The sequence below is a fragment of the Pseudomonas sp. Van50 genome, from assembly GCF_055390755.1.
The window spans coordinates 3252149-3269936 of sequence record NZ_AP024343.1 but is presented as its reverse complement, the minus strand read 5'-3'; the positions used below and the strand labels follow the sequence as shown (position 1 = coordinate 3269936).

At 59.2% G+C, this 17788-nt stretch carries 9 protein-coding genes and 3 pseudogenes; 5 read left to right on the top strand and 7 right to left on the bottom strand.

The features are described from left to right. Positions 1-19: 19 nt before the first annotated feature. Positions 20-1498 (bottom strand): hypothetical protein, encoded by a 1479-nt coding sequence (locus tag ACZ5M5_RS13880; protein ID WP_464739236.1) that lies wholly within the window; start codon positions 1496-1498, stop codon positions 20-22. Positions 1499-1692: 194 nt separating this feature from the next. On the opposite strand from ACZ5M5_RS13880, the gene ACZ5M5_RS13875 reads away from it, so the two are divergent. Further along, positions 1693-4350 (top strand): excinuclease ABC subunit UvrA, encoded by a 2658-nt coding sequence (locus ACZ5M5_RS13875; protein ID WP_464739235.1) that lies wholly within the window; start codon positions 1693-1695, stop codon positions 4348-4350. A gap of 388 nt (positions 4351-4738) precedes the next feature. Next, a complete protein-coding gene (locus ACZ5M5_RS13870; RefSeq protein ID WP_464739234.1) occupies positions 4739-5467 on the top strand; it encodes a helix-turn-helix transcriptional regulator in 729 nt (242 codons plus the stop codon). 76 nt (positions 5468-5543) lie between these two features. Here the strand turns inward: ACZ5M5_RS13870 and ACZ5M5_RS13865 are convergent, their stop codons facing one another. Further along, complete coding sequence (locus ACZ5M5_RS13865; protein ID WP_060742619.1) at positions 5544-6143, bottom strand: LysE family translocator; 600 nt, start codon at positions 6141-6143, stop codon at positions 5544-5546. 625 nt (positions 6144-6768) lie between these two features. Between ACZ5M5_RS13865 and ACZ5M5_RS13860 the strand changes: the two genes are divergently transcribed. After that, entirely contained in the window at positions 6769-7542 is a 774-nt protein-coding gene (locus tag ACZ5M5_RS13860; RefSeq protein ID WP_464739233.1) for an acyl-homoserine-lactone synthase, read from the top strand. A 29-nt stretch (positions 7543-7571) separates the two neighbouring features. Next, positions 7572-8438 carry a helix-turn-helix transcriptional regulator gene (locus ACZ5M5_RS13855; RefSeq protein WP_103310068.1) on the top strand — a complete coding sequence of 289 codons (867 nt, stop codon included), beginning with the start codon at positions 7572-7574 and terminating at the stop codon, positions 8436-8438. Between the two features lie 69 nt (positions 8439-8507). Here ACZ5M5_RS13855 and ACZ5M5_RS13850 read toward each other — a convergent pair whose 3' ends face one another. The 3 genes and pseudogenes from ACZ5M5_RS13850 to ACZ5M5_RS13840 form a co-directional block, all read right to left on the bottom strand. Next, a complete protein-coding gene (locus ACZ5M5_RS13850) occupies positions 8508-11582 on the bottom strand; it encodes an efflux RND transporter permease subunit (RefSeq protein WP_464739232.1) in 3075 nt (1024 codons plus the stop codon). Further along, positions 11579-12630, bottom strand: a pseudogene (locus tag ACZ5M5_RS13845) (efflux RND transporter periplasmic adaptor subunit). The gene ACZ5M5_RS13850 and the pseudogene ACZ5M5_RS13845 overlap by 4 nt, the downstream one beginning before the upstream one ends. Before the next feature lie 47 nt (positions 12631-12677). Beyond that, the gene (locus ACZ5M5_RS13840; protein WP_464739231.1) at positions 12678-14108 is read right to left on the bottom strand and encodes an efflux transporter outer membrane subunit; all 1431 of its coding nucleotides are present in this window, start codon (positions 14106-14108) and stop codon (positions 12678-12680) included. A gap of 292 nt (positions 14109-14400) precedes the next feature. Here ACZ5M5_RS13840 and ACZ5M5_RS13835 point away from each other — a divergent pair, with 292 nt between their 5' ends. Next, positions 14401-15741, top strand: coding sequence for a diaminobutyrate--2-oxoglutarate transaminase family protein (locus tag ACZ5M5_RS13835; protein WP_060742625.1), 1341 nt, complete (start codon positions 14401-14403; stop codon positions 15739-15741). Between the two features lie 85 nt (positions 15742-15826). Here ACZ5M5_RS13835 and ACZ5M5_RS13830 read toward each other — a convergent pair. Together ACZ5M5_RS13830 and ACZ5M5_RS13825 are read right to left on the bottom strand one after the other, a co-directional pair. Continuing rightward, positions 15827-17035 (bottom strand): annotated as a pseudogene (locus tag ACZ5M5_RS13830) (ABC transporter permease); the annotation flags it as partial. A gap of 65 nt (positions 17036-17100) precedes the next feature. Beyond that, positions 17101-17788 (bottom strand): annotated as a pseudogene (locus tag ACZ5M5_RS13825) (ABC transporter ATP-binding protein); the annotation flags it as partial.

The following is a 17788-nucleotide window of genomic DNA, read 5'->3' as shown; positions in this document are numbered from 1 at the left end:
TGTCCGGGACTATCTTTGCTCAGCGCAACCCATAGGAATAGATGCGACCGTCATGATTGTCGTACCAGTTGCCCTTGGCCCAGATCACCCGATCCTGCTCTGCTTGAAAACCGAGGATGCCCAGGTAACCGCCGATGGCGAGGCGCTGCCAGGAGCGGCCCCAATCCTTGGAATAAAACACCCCATCGGCGGAGATGTTCGCGTCCGACCACCAGTAGAGCCAGCGCGGTGGATGGTGATTGCTGGTGGTGTTGATCAGCAGGGTGTTTTGCCCCATCCAGAAATTGCTGCCACGCACCTGGCTATCCGACGCCAATGGCGCGAACACACTGGGCAGGTCGCTCAAGGGCGTCCAGGTCAGCGCGGCGGTATCCAGTTCGGCGACCACATCTTGCCCGCGCTCCCCCTGGTCAATCAGTCCAATCACACGCCCGGCATCGTTCTGTAGCAGCTTGCTCACGAACAAGTTGTCATGGCGCTGCTTGTCCACCACCTGCCACTGCCCTGCCTTGGCCTGCAATCGGGCCCGTGTCGTGACATTGACCGCGATATTGTGGCTGACGCCATCGGGATGGCCACCCCAGAAGCGTTGGGACACCCAGATAAAGGCCGTCTGTGCATCGAGCTGCAGGACATGGGTCTGGGTTTCCCCCTGTTCGCCTGCGTTCGTGCCCCAATCAGTGATGTCAGGACGTTTGCCGCGGGCATATTCGGCGGACACCAGCAGCGACTCGGGCGCCATTATCGGCGAGCTGTTCGCACCGCGATCGGCCGAGTAAAAGACGCCGGTGGAAACGGCTGTCGGTTTTTCCTCATCGCTGTCTTCATCCGCCACGTCCGGTGTGCCCATGGCCCAGACTTCATTCGAGCCGTGGAAATAGGGAACCAGGTTCCAGGCCAACGAATCGGCCTCGGGAAACCAACCTTTGGTCAACCAAGTCCAGCGTTGGCCTTGATCATCACTGCGAAGGATCACGGTTTGATCGGGCTCATGGGTATTCGCCGTTTCAGGCCGACGCAGGCCCGTGAGCAGGAATACACTGCTCCCGTCGGGGCTGGCCACAAGACAAGCGGCGCCGCTGACATGGGCCACGAGCTGAAATTGCCCTTGAGCATCCAGACGGGAAATGAAGGAAGTTTCCTTTTCGGCACGAGAGAACAATCGGGCAAAGGTCCCGGGCTCCTCCGCTTCTTCAGCCTCCGCGGGCTTGCCATAGACCACCGCATCCAGGTCCACGACATCAGCAGACGGTTCAAGCGCCTGGGCCTCTTCCTCCAGGCGTCCCACCAGCCAAGCCCCCTGCGGAGTCACCGTCACGCCCGTGCAATACTGGGTCATCGCGCGCAAGCGGGTATCCTTCACGGCGCCCACCTGCTGCTGATCGGGGCTATCGCCACCCCACTCCAGCTTGGCACTGGTGATCATCCACATGTACCACAGCGCCGCGCCGGCCAGCAGAGCGACAAGTAATCTAGAGAGCAGTTTTGAACGAGGCATGGGGAGGTCCGTATCCGGGGGAAAACTGCGAAGCTTTTCTCATCTCTTTTGTCCGGAGTAAATTTTTATCGCACGAGAATGGACGAACCCGGTCGCATAATTGTCAACGCTGTGACCCAGCTTCCATTCTCTGCGTGACGCCGCTTCACCTGAAAGCCCCAACGCGTTAAGCAGACGCCCACAAGGAACGCTCCATGCCCGCAAGCTCCGGCCCCGCCACCGTCTCTTCATTGCCGCACGCCACCGGTTTCGTCCGAGTGCGTGGCGCCCGCGAACACAACCTCAAGAATGTCGACGTGGACATCCCTCGCGATGCCCTGGTGGTATTCACTGGCGTATCGGGTTCCGGCAAGTCGTCGCTGGCCTTCTCCACGCTCTATGCCGAAGCCCAGCGTCGCTACTTCGAATCCGTCGCGCCTTATGCGCGGCGCCTGATCGACCAGGTGGGCGTACCGGACGTGGACAGCATCGAGGGCCTGCCGCCGGCAGTCGCCTTGCAGCAACAACGCGGTACCCCCAGCGCACGTTCATCCGTGGGCAGCGTCACCACCTTGTCGAGCCTGATTCGCATGCTTTACTCCCGCGCCGGCAGCTACCCGGCCGACCAACCCATGCTCTACGCCGAGGACTTCTCGCCCAACACGCCCCAGGGCGCCTGCCAGGAATGCCACGGCCTGGGCCGGGTCTATGAGGTGACCGAAGCCTCCATGGTGCCAGACCCATCGCTGACCATCCGCGAACGCGCCGTGGCTGCCTGGCCCATGGCTTGGCAAGGCCAGAACCTGCGGGACATCCTGGTGACCCTGGGGTATGACGTCGACATCCCGTGGCGCGACCTGCCGAAAAAGCAAAGGGACTGGATTCTCTTCACCGAAGAAACTCCCACCGTTCCCGTCTACGCCGGACTGACGCCGGCCCAGACCCGCGCCGCCCTCAAGCGCAAGCTCGAACCCAGTTACCAAGGCACGTTCAGCGGCGCCCGGCGCTACCTGCTGCACACCTTCATGCATTCCCAAAGTGCCCAGATGCGCAAACGCGTGGCGCAATACATGCGCGCCAGCCCGTGCCCGGTGTGCGAGGGCAAACGCCTCAAGCGCCAGGCGCTGACCGTGACCTTTGCCGGCCTGGACATCGCCGAGCTGTCGCACCTGCCGCTGCTCGAACTGGCCGAGGTGCTCAAGCAGGTCCTGGCGCCCGACTACCTTGCACAGGCCGAAGAAACGGGAGAAGTCCTCAGTCATCGGCAAACCCGCGAGGCCCGTGAGCAGCGCGCCGCCAGGGGCGACAATCCCCATGCGGGCGGGCCCGACGCCCGCCACACACCCAACCTCTCCCTGGAGAAACGGCTGGCTGCCCAACGCATCGCCGCCGAGTTGCTGGAGCGGATCGTCACGCTGATCGACCTGGGCCTCGGCTACCTCGCCCTGGAACGCAGCACGCCGACGCTTTCGTCCGGCGAATTGCAACGCCTGCGCCTGGCGACCCAGCTAAATTCCCAGTTGTTCGGCGTGATCTATGTGCTGGACGAACCCTCCGCCGGCCTGCACCCGGCCGACAGCGAAGCATTGTTTGGCGCCCTGCAACGCCTCAAGGCAGCGGGCAACTCTGTGTTTGTGGTCGAACATGACCTCGATACCATGCGCCGCGCCGACTGGCTCATCGACGTGGGCCCGGACGCAGGCGAACAAGGCGGCAAAGTCCTCTACAGCGGTCCGCCGGCAGGCCTTGGCCAGGTGCCGGAATCACGCACCCGTGCCTATCTTTTTGGCGAAGAAAACACTGCGATACGCAGTCCACGAGCACCCAAGGATTGGCTGCGCCTGGAAGGCATCACCCGCAACAACCTCGACAACCTGAACGCGGCCTTCCCGTTGGGCTGCTTCACCGCCGTCACCGGCATCTCTGGCTCAGGCAAATCCAGCCTCGTCAGCCAAGCCCTGCTGGATCTGGTCGGCGCGCACCTGGGCCAGGCCAGCCCCAACGCCGAACCCGACGAGCAAAGCCTGGAAGACGAACCCGTGCAAACCAGTGCCGGGCGCGTTGTTGCCGGGCTCGATGCGGTCAAGCGGTTGGTCCAGGTGGACCAGAAACCCATTGGCCGTACCCCGCGCTCCAACCTCGCCACTTACACCGGTTTGTTCGACCACGTGCGCAAACTGTTTGCCGCCACAGAACAGGCGCAGGCACTGGGATTCGATGCCGGGCGGTTTTCCTTCAACGTCGCCAAGGGGCGTTGCGAAACCTGCGAAGGTGAAGGCTTCGTCAGCGTGGAGTTGTTGTTCATGCCCAGCGTGTACGCCCCCTGCCCCACCTGCCACGGCGCCCGCTACAACCCACAGACCCTGGAAGTTCGCTGGCAGGGCCTGGACATTTCCCAGGTGTTGCAGCTGACCGTGAACCAGGCACTCGAGGTGTTTGCCGAACAAGCGGCGGCCAGGCGTTCGTTGCAAGTGCTGCAAGATATTGGACTGGGCTACCTGCGCCTGGGGCAACCGGCCACGGAGCTGTCCGGCGGCGAAGCCCAGCGGATCAAGCTGGCGACAGAACTGCAGCGCAAGGCCCGGGGCGCAACCTTGTATGTGTTGGATGAGCCGACCAATGGGCTGCATCCCCAGGACGTGGATCGCTTGCTGGTGCAGTTGAATCGCCTGGTGGAGGAAGGTCATACGGTGGTTGTGGTGGAACATGACATGCGAGTGGTAGCGCAGAGTGACTGGGTCATCGATATCGGCCCGGGGGCTGGCACCCAGGGCGGAAACGTGGTGGTTTGCGGGGCTCCGGAAACGGTGACGAAATGCCAGGAGAGTCGAACGGCAGCCTTCCTGAAAAGGGCTTTGCACGGTGAAAAATAAAGGTTTTTTAATGTTTCTCGCTGTTGCGAAAAAGCTGTCTATACTGTCCTCCAGTTAATCGTTTCAGTAGTCGTAATTAACTACAACCTCAGGGGCAAAGGGCTGAGGTTACACCGGCAAGGACGCAAAATGACATCATCTCAATTGAGAGAGCAGGCATTACACGGCGGCATGAGGGGTAATTATCGCGCCCTGAAGCGAACCCCGATGAACAGGAAAACCCCGCCCGATACTCCAGCCCCTTTCACAGCCCCGATAGCGGTCACAAAGCAGCGTGCGGATGTTGATGGCAACGTTATAAAACTTCCCTCCTCCGCTTGGCGAATATCAAGGTGAAGCCTTTGCTACCTACAGGTATTCACATTAATATTTTTCGAGCGCGCCTACTATGCTCAAGCCCATTTCAAGCCAACTGCTCAATTTAATTCAAGAGGTGGAGAATAATATTCCAGGAAAAAGCCACGAAGAGTACACCGAGATACTAGGCTGGATATTCTCGAAACTCGGGCTTGAAAAATTTGCTTATGTTCACTTGGAGCCCATGCCCTTCGACAATTCAAAAGTCTCCATCCACAGCAACTATCCCGCCGAATGGGTGGACACCTACCGCAAGAACTCACTGCACAAATCAGACCCTGTGATGGCCAACACAGCCATTACCGCCATGCCTTTTTTCTGGGATGAAATCCCACAAGAAATCGACAATAATCCGGAAATATTCGATCAATCCGCATCCTATGGCATCAAGCAAGGATTCACTGTTCCGATTCATGAGCCCGGCAGATCGTTCGGCTCCGTTCACCTATCTTCGGAAGAAAACGATCCCGATTTCCCAACTATTATCAGGGAGAACATATTCATTATTCAAACGCTCAGCTTCATCGCCAACCAGCACCGCCCGGTTGAGACCGTTGTCGAGAGTACACTCAAGCTATCACCCAGGGAAATTGAATTCCTGCGTTGGCTTGCGCTTGGCAAAAACTATAAGGAGATCGGTTTGATCATGAATATCACCGAGCGAACAGTGAAATTTCATGCCAAGCAAATGACTGAAAAAATGGACTGCACCAATGTCAAGCAAGCCATGTTCAAAGCGGCGCAGTTGAACCTCATCTAAATAACGCTTTGTGTTATTAAATCTTACTTACTGCACCGCCCTGGCACCGCCCGCATTCGACGCCATCAGAGCACAATCAGACGAAATTCACCTGGGATGCGATATTGAAAAGCATGCCACAGGCGAACAACCCAATCACCAGGGAAATGGCTCGATTTAAAAATCGTCCAGATACAATCGCGTGAAATTTTCGACCACAAAAAGCGCCCGCTGCGATCCACACAAGCCCTACCGGAAAAATAATGGCTGTAAATAGCAGAATGAATGACAGCCAATTCTCCAGCGACAGGAATGTGCCCGCCGGCGCAACGAAGGAAACAAAAAACAACCCCTTGGGATTTGTCAGTGTTGCCACAAACAAATCCGGAACGGTAATACCCGCCCTTGCACCAGGCGCATGCTCTTTGACCGAGAACCAAAGCTTCAAGGAAATATAAAATAGAAAACACACAGCAAAGATCTTGGTAGCGATCACCACCCACGAGTGATCGGTCATCAGCAAGTCAATGAACACTCCCCACATCGTCATCTGAATAACGTATGCCAACCATTCAGCTGCAACGAAGCGCATCGAACGCGTGTTGAACCCTCTACTGACACCCGCCTGCAACAACAATGAATTCGTCGGTCCCGGAACCAACAATACGGTCAACAACGAAAACGCAATATAATTCATAGCATCCATCCATATTCAGAAGCCTGTACGGCTTATTTTCAGGGTCAGATCAATCCATCATCTTTCCGCATGACTTCAAGCACAGTGCCATGAAGTCAGCCATTTCAGTCATACGAGGTCAGACAACCAACTTAAATAGAGCAAACACACTAGACCACCATCAATGTGCCACATACTAAAATCCACTCGTCAATCGATATTCCTTGGACGCACAGTCGGGGATCAACCCGCGAAAGAAAGTCACCCTACCCATTGCCAGATGACCGTTTATTTACAGACGCCAGGCTCTATCTGTGCGCGTCAATTTTTTGAACAAGCCCATATCAATTGGTTACGAGTGGTATTTTCATGATCGTCAAAAAAACAATAGATCGAGCCTATTTTAACTCATGCAATTCCCCTCGACCAACACCCGTTTGCCACCAGGCCTCACCTATACTTTTTTGGATTCTCGACGATACAAATCCACAACTAACAAGCAAATCAAAAATTATAATCCGCTCACAAAGCCGCACCTACTAAATAGGCTGCACACTCTATAAATCAAAGACTGTACTTTAGGACAGTTGAAATACCGTAGTGCAAAGTCAACAGTAGCTACACCTGCAGCCAAGAAGTCGCATCCATGAACTACTCCCCATGCACCTATGGATTTTCCGGCGTATCCACCAGCATCGTAAGCTACTCAAAAATCCCTCTTAAAACCCTCGAACAAATACTGTCCATTCGCAAACTCGCCTTCATCGATAGAAAGAAGTGGGACATTGAAAGTTATCAAGGCAGCGATTATGAGTGGGATGAATACGACGACCCCGACGCGGTCTATATCTATGCCCATGAAAACGACCGCGTTACCGGCTGTGTTCGACTACGTCCTTCCAGCAAACCCACATTGATGAGCGGCCCCCTGAGCTTTATCCTTCCAACCGAAAAAAACAGACCGCACTTGGGTCACTGTTGGGAAGCCACAAGATTTGCACTTTCAACCAATAATTTCTCCACGGGAAAACTCACCCGAGCTAATGTAGACATTCGCACAGCGGCACTTTTCCTGTCAATGATTAAGTTCGCTCAACAACAAAAAATTCACGCCTATGAAATCGTCGTAGATACCTTGATGGAAAAAATCCTGAAACGGTCTGGCTGGCCAATTGAAAGACTCAATACGGCATTAGGCTCGAAGGGAGAACACATCATCTACGGCACTTTGCCATGCACCTTTAAAACTTACGACGAGGTCCTCAACAAGAATGCCATCAACAGAACAACGGTACTTACCACCCCCCTCATGACACACCGTTCGTCAGATACACTCCATAAATCCTTGGGTACTACCCAGATAATGCCCAATCGAAACATTCCGGCAAAGATACCCATGCACACTGAACTGCAACTTTAATCAAATAATTGGATGATTTTGGAGAAAGGATGAACCTACAACGATTATTCCCGCACGTTGGCAAAGTCATTGCCAGTACTGGCAGTCGCAATTTCCCGCGTATGTTGCACGACCTGATACTCACGGAAATACCCGTGGATGCAACACATATTACCGAACAACGGATCGGCACAAGTAATATGTCTGAACCCAGCACCTCCAGCATAGGTTGCGTCGGCCTCGACAACGCTTGCGTCGGTGCACTCATGGACACCCACACCGCCAAGCCATTTTTCCTGGCCGACGACATACTCTTTGAAGATGCAGCACCGCAGAAAATACCCAATTTTTCCCGGTGCCTGCTTAAATCCGAGCGATCAGAAAAAGCTCCCGGTTACAGCACGACGACGCAATTACACCTGTCGACCCGAAAGAATGGTCGTCGTTATGTACTGTCCATCTATCGATCGCCTCTTTCGAAGGGATTTACCGCACAAGAACATGCCTTATTGAAAGACTTTTCCTGTCTTTTGTTGCCCATGGTCGAGGAGCACGTGGCAGCCCTTGTTCCACCGGAATCCACTCAGCAGGACCCTCTTCTGGCTTTGGACGCTTCGGAAAACGGCGGCATGGAAGCGCTGCGCCAAAGGTTCGCCGATCGATTGCTACAGTCAGGATTGAGTCTGTCCTCTCGCGAAACGGAAGTGTGCGTAGGTTTGCTGGCCGGACGCACTGCCCCCGAACTTGCCGAGCAACTGAACCTGAAGGTCAATACAGTCGAAAGCTATTTGAAGCGCGCCGCCATAAAGATGGGGATTGGTGGGCGTCGTTCGCTGATCCGCTGGATGCATTCGATGGATGCCACACCGGCTCACATGGAATGGAATGGCAATAGCCCGATCCAACAAGCCGTTTAAACCCACCCCCAACGATTGCTCGCTCACTGACCGAATCGAGTACTTGTTGGGGGAATATTGTTTTCCCCCTCAAACTTCCTCTAGCGCCCCCTCTTCCATTGGCGATCGAGTGCGACGCTTCAGCCATTCAAGCGCATCGTCCACGTAAGTGAAAATCACCGGCACCACCAGCAAGCTCAACAACGTCGACGTCAGCAAACCACCCATGACCACCACCGCCATCGGTTGCCTGAAGCTCGGGTCTTCGCCCATTCCCATCGCCGTCGGCAACATCCCGGCCCCCATCGCAATGGTGGTCATCAGGATCGGACGGGCACGCTTGTGGCAAGCATCCACCAACGCATCGTATCGACCCAGGCCATAATCGCGGCGAGCCATGATGGCGTACTCCACCAACAGAATGGAGTTTTTGGTCACGATGCCCATCAACATCAACAAGCCGATGACCGACGACAGGGAAAAACTGAAATTGCACACCAGCAAGGCCAACAACGCGCCACCCAGCGAGAGCGGCAGGGCCGAAAGAATCGTGGCTGGTTGCAAGAAGTCGTGAAACAGCAACACCAGGACTGAATAAATACAAAACACGCCGATGGCCATGGCCAGGCCGAAGCTGGCGAACAACTCCGTCATCAACTGCAATTCGCCCTGCTCCACCAGTTTCACTTCGGCTGGCAAGTTGCGCATCACCGGCAGTTGGCGGGCCTCGGCCATGACCTCACCCAGGTTGCGACCGTTGAGTTCGATAGACAGGGTGACATTGCGCAGACGGTCCAGTCGGCTGATTTGCGCCGGCCCACTGCCCATGCTGATGTCCCCCAACGAGGCCAGTGCGACCTGGCCGTCTCGACCGGTTACCCGCAATTGGCTGATCGCCTGCAAGTCGTCGCGCAACAGCGAATCCATGCGCACTCGCACGTCCACCTGGCGCTGGGACAAATTGATCTTTCCCAGTTGCGAGGAGTATTCGCCGTAAGTCGCCATGCGCAAGGTATCGGCGATGTCCTGGCTGGTGATGCCCAATTCCGCTGCCCGGGCAAAATCCGGCCGCATCTGGATTTCCGGTCGTTGCAAGGCGCTGCTGGACGAGACATTGCCGATCCCGCGCAACTCACGCAACTGGGGCTCAAGGGCGCTTGCCGTGCGTTCCAGCAGATCGCCGTCATCACTGGCAAGCACGATATTGAGCTTCTCTCCGCTGCCATCGCCGCCAACATTGATGCGTACTCCCGCAAGCGTGCGCAACACCTGGCGCATCTGCGCTTCGACCTCCACCTGCTTGCGATCGCGTACATTCCGAGGCGCCAGCTCCACCGTCAGGATCGCATCGCCGGCGCCAGTGATATCGCCAGGCCCGGCGCCCGAACTGCTGGCGGTCCCCACCGAGCTGAACACATGCGTGACGTCGGGGAGTTCGCGCAGCCGCTCGCTGGCCTGCAAGGCCATCGCGGTGGTGTGTTCCAGTGTCGTTCCTGGCGGCATCTCCAATGTTATCTTGCTGCGGCCGGTGTCCTGCGCTGGCAGGAAGCTGGTGGGCAGCAACGGGACCAGCGCCAGAGCCCCGACGAAGCACAGGCCGGCCAGGCCCATCGTCGTCTTGCGCCAAGTCAGGCTGGCATGGATCCAGCCCAGGTAGCGAGTCATCAACGGGCTGTCATGGTCGGCTTCATGCCTTGCCTTGAGGAAATAAGCCGCCATCATCGGCGTCAGCAGCCGTGCCACCAGCAGTGAAAACAGCAGCGCCGCCGACGCCGTCACGCCGAACTGGCGGAACAGCTTTCCGGCGATCCCCCCCATGAACGCCGTGGGCAGGAACACTGCGACCAGGGTGGCCGTGGTGGCGAGCACCGCCAGACCGATTTCATCCGCGGCTTCGGTGGCGGCCTGAAGCGGGGTTTTGCCCATGCGCAAGTGTCGCGCGATGTTCTCGATCTCGACGATGGCATCGTCCACCAGCACACCGATGACCAGCGCCAGGGCCAGCAGGGAGACGGCGTTGAGGGTGAACCCGGCCAGGTACATCACGCCAAAGGTGGGGATGATCGACAGCGGCAGTGCCGTGGCGACGATGAGCGTGGCGCGCCAGTCCCGCAGGAACCACCAGACCACCAGCACCGCCAACAGCATGCCTTCGTACAGCAAATTCATCGAATCGTGATAGTTGGCGAGCACGGCCTTGACCGTGTCACTGGCTTCAACGATCTGCACGTTGGGATGCTGTTTTTCAAACGCGATCATGGCCTTGCGTACGTCATTGGCGACGCCGACATCGGAGAACCCCAGGGAACGGGTGACCTGGAAACCGATCACGGGCCTGCCATCGCGAAACGCCCGGGTGCTGCGTTCGGCGTGGGTGTCGCGAATGTCGGCCAACTGCCCCAGGGCGAGCAGGCGACCGTCGCCGCTGGGAATGTCGATGGCACCGAGGGCCGCCGGATCGTCAATGGCACCCAGGGTCCGCATGGCTTGCTGGCCACTGCCCAGATTGCCCTGGCCACCGGAGTTGTCCTTTTGCATCGCCCGTAACTGGTTGGCGATGTCCGTGACACGAATACCCAGGCCCGCCATCAGGGCCGGATCGAGATTGACCTGGACTTCCCGGTCGACACCGCCCATGCGCGCGATCATTGCCACCCCGGGCACCGCCAGCAGCTGTTTGCTCAACTCATTGTCGACGAACCACGACAACGCTTCTTCATCCAGGTTATCGGAGTCGATGACATAGGTGAGCAATGCCGAGGCGCTGGTGGTCAGCCGGGAAACCGAGGGTGTGTCCAGGCTCGCCGGCAACTGCGCCATGGCACTGTCGACCGCGTTACGCACTTCGTTGAGCGCCTCGTTGCCATCCTTGTCGATGTCAAAGCTGATGCTGATGTTGACGGCACCATCGGTGATGGTCGTCGTCACGTGCTTGAGCAGGCGCAGGGACGTCAGCTTGTCCTCGATCTTGCGCGCCACTTCCGTTTCCAGTTGCTCCGGGGCAGCACCTTCCAGCGAGGCGCTGATCACCACCACTGGCAGGTCCATGTCCGGAAAATCCTGGATGGCGAGCTTCTCGAAACCCGACAGGCCAAAGAGCGTCAGCAGAATGAACAGCATGACGGCCGGCACCGGATGGCGGATCGACAGGGCTGAAATGTTCATGGCTGGGCGACCTGGGATTGAACGAGGGTCACACTCGCACCATCGTTGAGGAACGCACCGCCAGCACGCACGATTCGGGCAGGCTCATCGAGGCCGCTGAGAATCTCCACGGCCTGATGCAAGCGTCGGCCGACCACCACCGGTCGCTGGACTACGCGCATGTCATCATTGAGCGTGAACACATAGGAACGCCCGTCCCGCAGGATGACGGCAGTGTCTGGCACCGTGACGGCCTCGCGGGGCGCCAGCTCGATCTGGCCGCTGGCATACATACCGGCCTGGGCGGCGCTGTCGGTGGGCAGGGAGACGTAGATCAATCCCCGGCTGGTCTTGGTATTCAACGTGGGCGATACCAGCCGCACGCGCCCTTCCAGGCTCTGGCCGTCGGGCAACGTCATACGGGCGACCTGGCCTGGCTGAACCTGGGCCAGTTGGCGGGCATCCAGCTCGGCCTGCCATTCGATGCGGCCGTCGCGCACCATGCGAAACAGCTCGTCGCCGGCGGAGAGCACCTTGCCAAGCAGCGCCGTGCGCGCCGAAATGATGCCATCGTCCACGGCGAGGATGCGGGTTTGTCCGAGCCTGATCCGCGTGCTCTGCAATTCGGCACGAGCACCGGCAAGGTCAGCCTCGGCCAGCGCGACCTTGATCCGGTAGTCTTCACGCTGTTGCTCCGACAGGGCCCCGCCCTGCCCGACGACCCGGGCCCGACGATCATTGGAACGGGCCTGCTCCAGGTTCGCGCCGGCCTGGGCGACGAGCGCCTTCTGTTTGTGCTCTTCGGCAACCACCGTTTCGCTGGCCAGCGTGGCCAGCAATTGGCCTTTCTTCACCCGGCTGCCCACATCGGCCTCGATACTGGCGATGCGCAGGTTGCTGGTCTCGGCATTGATGACCGCTTCCTGCCAGGGGGCGAGCGCGCCGTTGGCAAACAGTAACTGTGGCCAGACCTGGCGTTGCGCCTGGACGACTTCTACGCTCAAGCTGCTGACCCGGGGGCGGCCTCGACTGGCTCAGCGCCCCGGCGAAAATAGATCAGCGCCACCACGATCGCGCACACCGCGATCGCCAACGCGAACTTGCCTGGTCGCGACCTCACGCGCCGTCCCCGCCCGATGCCCGACTCCGCGCCAGGGGCTGATCGGCTTGCCAGCCGCCCCCCAGTGCCTTGTACAGGGCGATCCAGTAGCGCACTTGATTCTGCTGCAAGGTGATCAATTCAATCTCGGCTGTCAGCGCCTGGCGGCGTGCGGTTTCCCGGTCCAGCAGGCTGACATTGCCGGCCTGCCAACCGCGATCGATGGCCTCGAAAGACTCCCGGAAACCTGCGGTGGAGCGCTCCACATCCGACTCTCGGCGACGTGCCGCATCGAGACGCACCAGGGCCTGCTCCACTTCCATCACACCGGTGCGCAGCGTTTGGCGATAGACCGCCAGGGCTGCGTCATACGAGGCCTTGGCACCCTGCGCCGCGGCGCGCCGCTTGCCACCGTCGAACAGCGGAACCGACAGCACCGGGCCCAGCGACCAGGAACGGTTGCGCTGGCCCACCATGGTTCCCACGGAAATCGTCCCGGAAAGACTCAGGCTCGGCAGGCGATCAGCCTGGGCCACGCCGATCTCGGCATTCGCCGCTGCCAGCTCGCGCTCGTCGGAGGCAATGTCCGGGCGCTGGCGCAGCAAGTCGACCGGAACCTGTTGCACGTTGAGTTCGGCCGGATGCGGCAGTTGCGCCGGCGTGTGGCCCAGCACGTCCAGCAGTCGCCCTTCATCACTGCCTGTCAGTGCCACCAGGCTCTTGAGCAGCACCTGGCATTCACTCTGCTGCTGGACCAGGGCCGCAGCGCTGCTGGCGGCACTGGCATCGGCCAACGCGGCGTCGGCGGAGGACGTGAAGCCCGCCCCGAACGACTGGCGCGTCACGCGCGCGGTGTCTTGCTGTGACTGGGCCTGGTCACGGTAAGCCAATACCAACTTCTGGCAGCCCCGGTACTGCACGTAGTAATCACCCACCTGGGCCGCCAGGGAAACCCTCGCGTCATGCCAGTCATCCACCCGTGCTTCGACGCGGGAGTTGGCGGCTTCATTGTTGCGGCGCAACTTGCCGAACAGATCGAGCTCCCAGGCGGCATCCATCGTTGCAGAGGAACCTGAGCCCCCCAGGCGCTGCGAACCGGTCTGCTGCCCGCCTCGGCCACCGGACAGCCTGGCGTCGAACTTGGGCAAGGCATCGGCGGCGTCACTGTCGGCGGTCGCACGGGCCAGCGAGATATTCGCCCAAGCCTGGTCCATGGACGGGCTATCGGCTTCGGCCAGGCGCAACAGCTCGGTCAATGCCGGGTCATCGAATTGCCGCCACCAGTCGGCCAACGCGGCCACGGACGCGCCATGGGGCACCGGTGCCTGCCATTTGGCGGCGATCGGGACGTCTGGCACCCGATAGTCAGGGCCCAATACGCAGCCACTCAAGGCCACCGCACACAGTGTCACCAGCAATATGCTCTCTGGAGGCTTGAAGACATGCATAGGGTTCTCTAGGGGTGTCAAAGGTGAAAACAGCAAGCACCCGGCACCGGCACAACTCAGGGAGATGGCGGATTATTAACGATGGCTTGATGAGGCTCGTATGGCAGTTATTTAACCTTGCGCCCGCTCCAATGTCTGGCGTGGAAATTGGGGACAGGTGTCGGCAGGAAAACTCGCGATAAAGACGGGGGCCTGTTGAAATGAGCCCGACCTGCCCAGTAATGGCTGCACTTGCTGTCGAGCATGAATGGCCCCGCTCGGTTCACGTTCCATAGCCAATGGATGATCGAATATGGAAGCACTCACTTACCTCGAAAACGTCGAGTCGAACGCACGTACCTATGCACAGACTTTCCAGCGCCTGTTCGTCAGCGGCAAGGGCATGCGTATCAAGGATGCCAGCGGCCAGGAGTTCCTCGATTGCCTGTCGAACGCCGGGACACTGGCCCTGGGGCACAATCCGCCCGAGGTCCGGGATGCGGTGATGCGCTTCCTCGACAGCGATCACCTGCAGCAGGCACTGGACCTGGCCACACCGGCCAAGCATGCGTTCGTGCAGGAGCTGTTCTCGATGCTGCCTGCGCAAATGCGCGACACCAGCAAGATTCTCTTCTGCGGGCCCAGCGGTTCGGATGCCGTCGAGGCCGCCATCAAATTGGCCCGCCACTACACCAAGCGCTCGCCATTGATGGCGTTCCACGGCGGCTACCACGGGATGACGGCCGGCGCACTGTCGGCGATGGGCAAGCTGTCCCCCAAGACCGGCGATGGCCTGATCGCCCAAGGCACGCACTTTCTGCCCTTCCCCTATCGGTTTCGATGCCCGTTCGGCACCAATGGCGAGCATACCGATCAACTGTCCATCGACTACATCCGTACCGTCCTCTCGGACCCGGAGGGCGGCATCGCCAAACCGGCGGCGGTCATCGTCGAGGTGGTGCAAGGCGAAGGCGGCTGCATCCCGGCCTCGGCCAACTGGCTGCGGGCGCTACGGGAAATCACCCTCGAGCAGGACATCTTGCTGATCGTCGATGAAGTCCAGACCGGCCTGGGTCGTACCGGCAGCACATTCGCCATCGAGCACGCCGGCATCGTCCCCGACATCCTGGTGCTGTCCAAAGCCATCGGCGGTGGCTACCCACTGGCGGTGATCGTCTACGCCGAACATCTGGATACCTGGGGCCCCGGCATGCATGCGGGGACCTTCCGCGGCAATCAGGTGGCGATGGTTGCCGGCGCTGCCACCATGCAGCAAATCCGCAAGGACCATCTCGTCGCCCATGCCGCCCGGATGGGCGAACGACTGGAAAGTGGCCTGCGGGACATCGCGCAGCGTTTTCCATTCATCGGCGATATCCGCGGTCGCGGACTGATGATCGGCGTGGAAATCACCAAGCCGGCCGACAACCAGCGCGCCGGCCAGGCTGACGGCGCCCGGGCACACGCCATCAAGCTCAACTGTTTCGACAACGGCTTGATGATGGAAACCGGTGGGCGCCATGGCGCAGTGCTCAGGTTCCTGCCGCCCCTGACCATCACCGAGACCGAGGTCGGCATGGTGCTGGACCGCTTCGAACAGGCGGTGAGGAAGGTCGGCGAGACTCGTCCGCATGCGGCACGCGTAGCGGTATAAGGCGCCAGGCACACCTTATGTGGCGAGGGAGCTTGCTCCCTCGCCGCAGGGTTCCCTACCTGGCTTCAAGCCTGGGTAGCCCGGGTCAGTCCCGAGCCAGTGCATTGATCGGATCGAGTCGCGCGGCATTGCGCGCGGGCACGAAGCCGAACACGATGCCGATCAGGGTCGAACAGACGACAGCGGTGACGATCGATCCCACCGAGAACACCATCTGCCACTCCTTGACGAAGATCGAAAAGACGTAGCCGATACCAAACGACAAGGCGATGCCAATCGTGCCCCCCATCAGGCACACCATCACCGCCTCCACCAGGAACTGCTGGCGGATATCGGACTGGCGTGCACCGACGGCCATGCGGATACCGATCTCACGGGTACGTTCGGTCACCGAGACGAGCATGATGTTCATCACTCCGATGCCCCCCACCACCAGCGAGATGATCGCAATCAACGAGAGCAAAAGCGCCAGCGATTGGCTGGTCTTCTGCACCGTTTGCATCACACTGTCGAGGTTGTAGGTGAAGAAATCCTTGATGCCATGGCGTTGGGTCAGGAGCTTGACTACGTTGTCCTCCACTAATTTGCTCGGTTGCCCGTCCTTTATCCGCACCGTGATGCTGTCCAGGAAACGCTGGCCCAGCAACCGACCGGCCGCGGTTTCATAGGGCATCCAGATGTTCAGGTTCTTGCTGGTGTTGAAGACGCTTTTGCGGTCTTCGGTCACGCCGATGACCGTGCAAGGCAGGTTGTCGACGAGAATCACCTTACCCAGCGGGTCTGTGTGCGAGCCGAACAGTCTGTGGCTTGTGTTGTGGTCGATGACTACCACTTGCGATTGCCGCCGGGCATCGTCCTTGCTGAATGCCACACCCGAGCCGATCTTGATTCCGCGAACCTGGAAATAACTCGCGCTCACACCGTTGACGGTCGCATTGACATCGATGTTTTCATAACGCAATAGCAGGTTGCGACCCAGGTTGGGCGTCGCACTGTCGATGTAATACTGGTCGCCCAGGGCGGTCACATCGGACAGCACCAACGTTTCGATAGCCGTCGAGCGACTGTCCCCCCAGTCGGACCCAGGCATGATTTCGATCGTGTTGCTGCCGATCGCCTGGATGTCCTTGAGGACATATTGCTTGACCCCTTCGCCAATCGCCACGATCGATACCACCGAGGTGATACCGATAATGATGCCCAACATGGTCAGCAGGGTTCGCATTCGATGCGAGACCAGCGCCACCCAGGCCATGTTGAACGCCTCGCTGAACAGGCCGAAGCTGGCGAGCAGGCCGTTCGTGGGCTTGACCTTGGCCGGGCGCGTGTCTTGTGCCGACGGATCTTGCAGCGGCCTCTGCGGATTGGGACGATCACTGACGATTTCACCATCGCGGATCTCGATGATGCGCTGGGCGTGAGCCGCCACTTTCTCATCGTGAGTCACGATGATGACCGTATGCCCCGCCGCATTGAGCTCCAGCAGGATCTTCATGACTTCCTTGCCACTGGTGGTGTCCAGCGCACCGGTGGGTTCGTCCGCCAGAATGATCTCGCCACCATTCATCAGTGCCCGAGCGATACTCACCCGCTGCTGCTGGCCACCCGAGAGTTGACTCGGCCGATTGCTCAGGTGCCCCACCAACCCCAGGCGCTTCAACAGGTCCCCGGCACGGTTGTGGCGCTGCGACTCTGCGGCACCGGCGTAAATAGCCGGCATCTCGACGTTGTGCAAGGCGCTCAGGTGCGGCAGCAAATGGTAGCGCTGGAAAATGAAACCGAAGTGGTCGCGACGCAACCTGGCCAGTTCACGGTCGTCCATCGAACCGGTTTCGCGCCCGTCCACCTTATAGCTTCCGGCGTCCGGATGATCGAGGCAGCCGAGTACATTCATCAAGGTCGACTTGCCGGAACCGGAAGCACCGGTGATCGCGACCACCTCGCCCGCATTGATCGTCAAGTTGATGTTCTTGAGCGCGATGAACGCCTTTTCGCCCGCAAGGAAACTGCGGGTGATGCCCTCGAGTTCCAACAGTGGTCGCGTCAT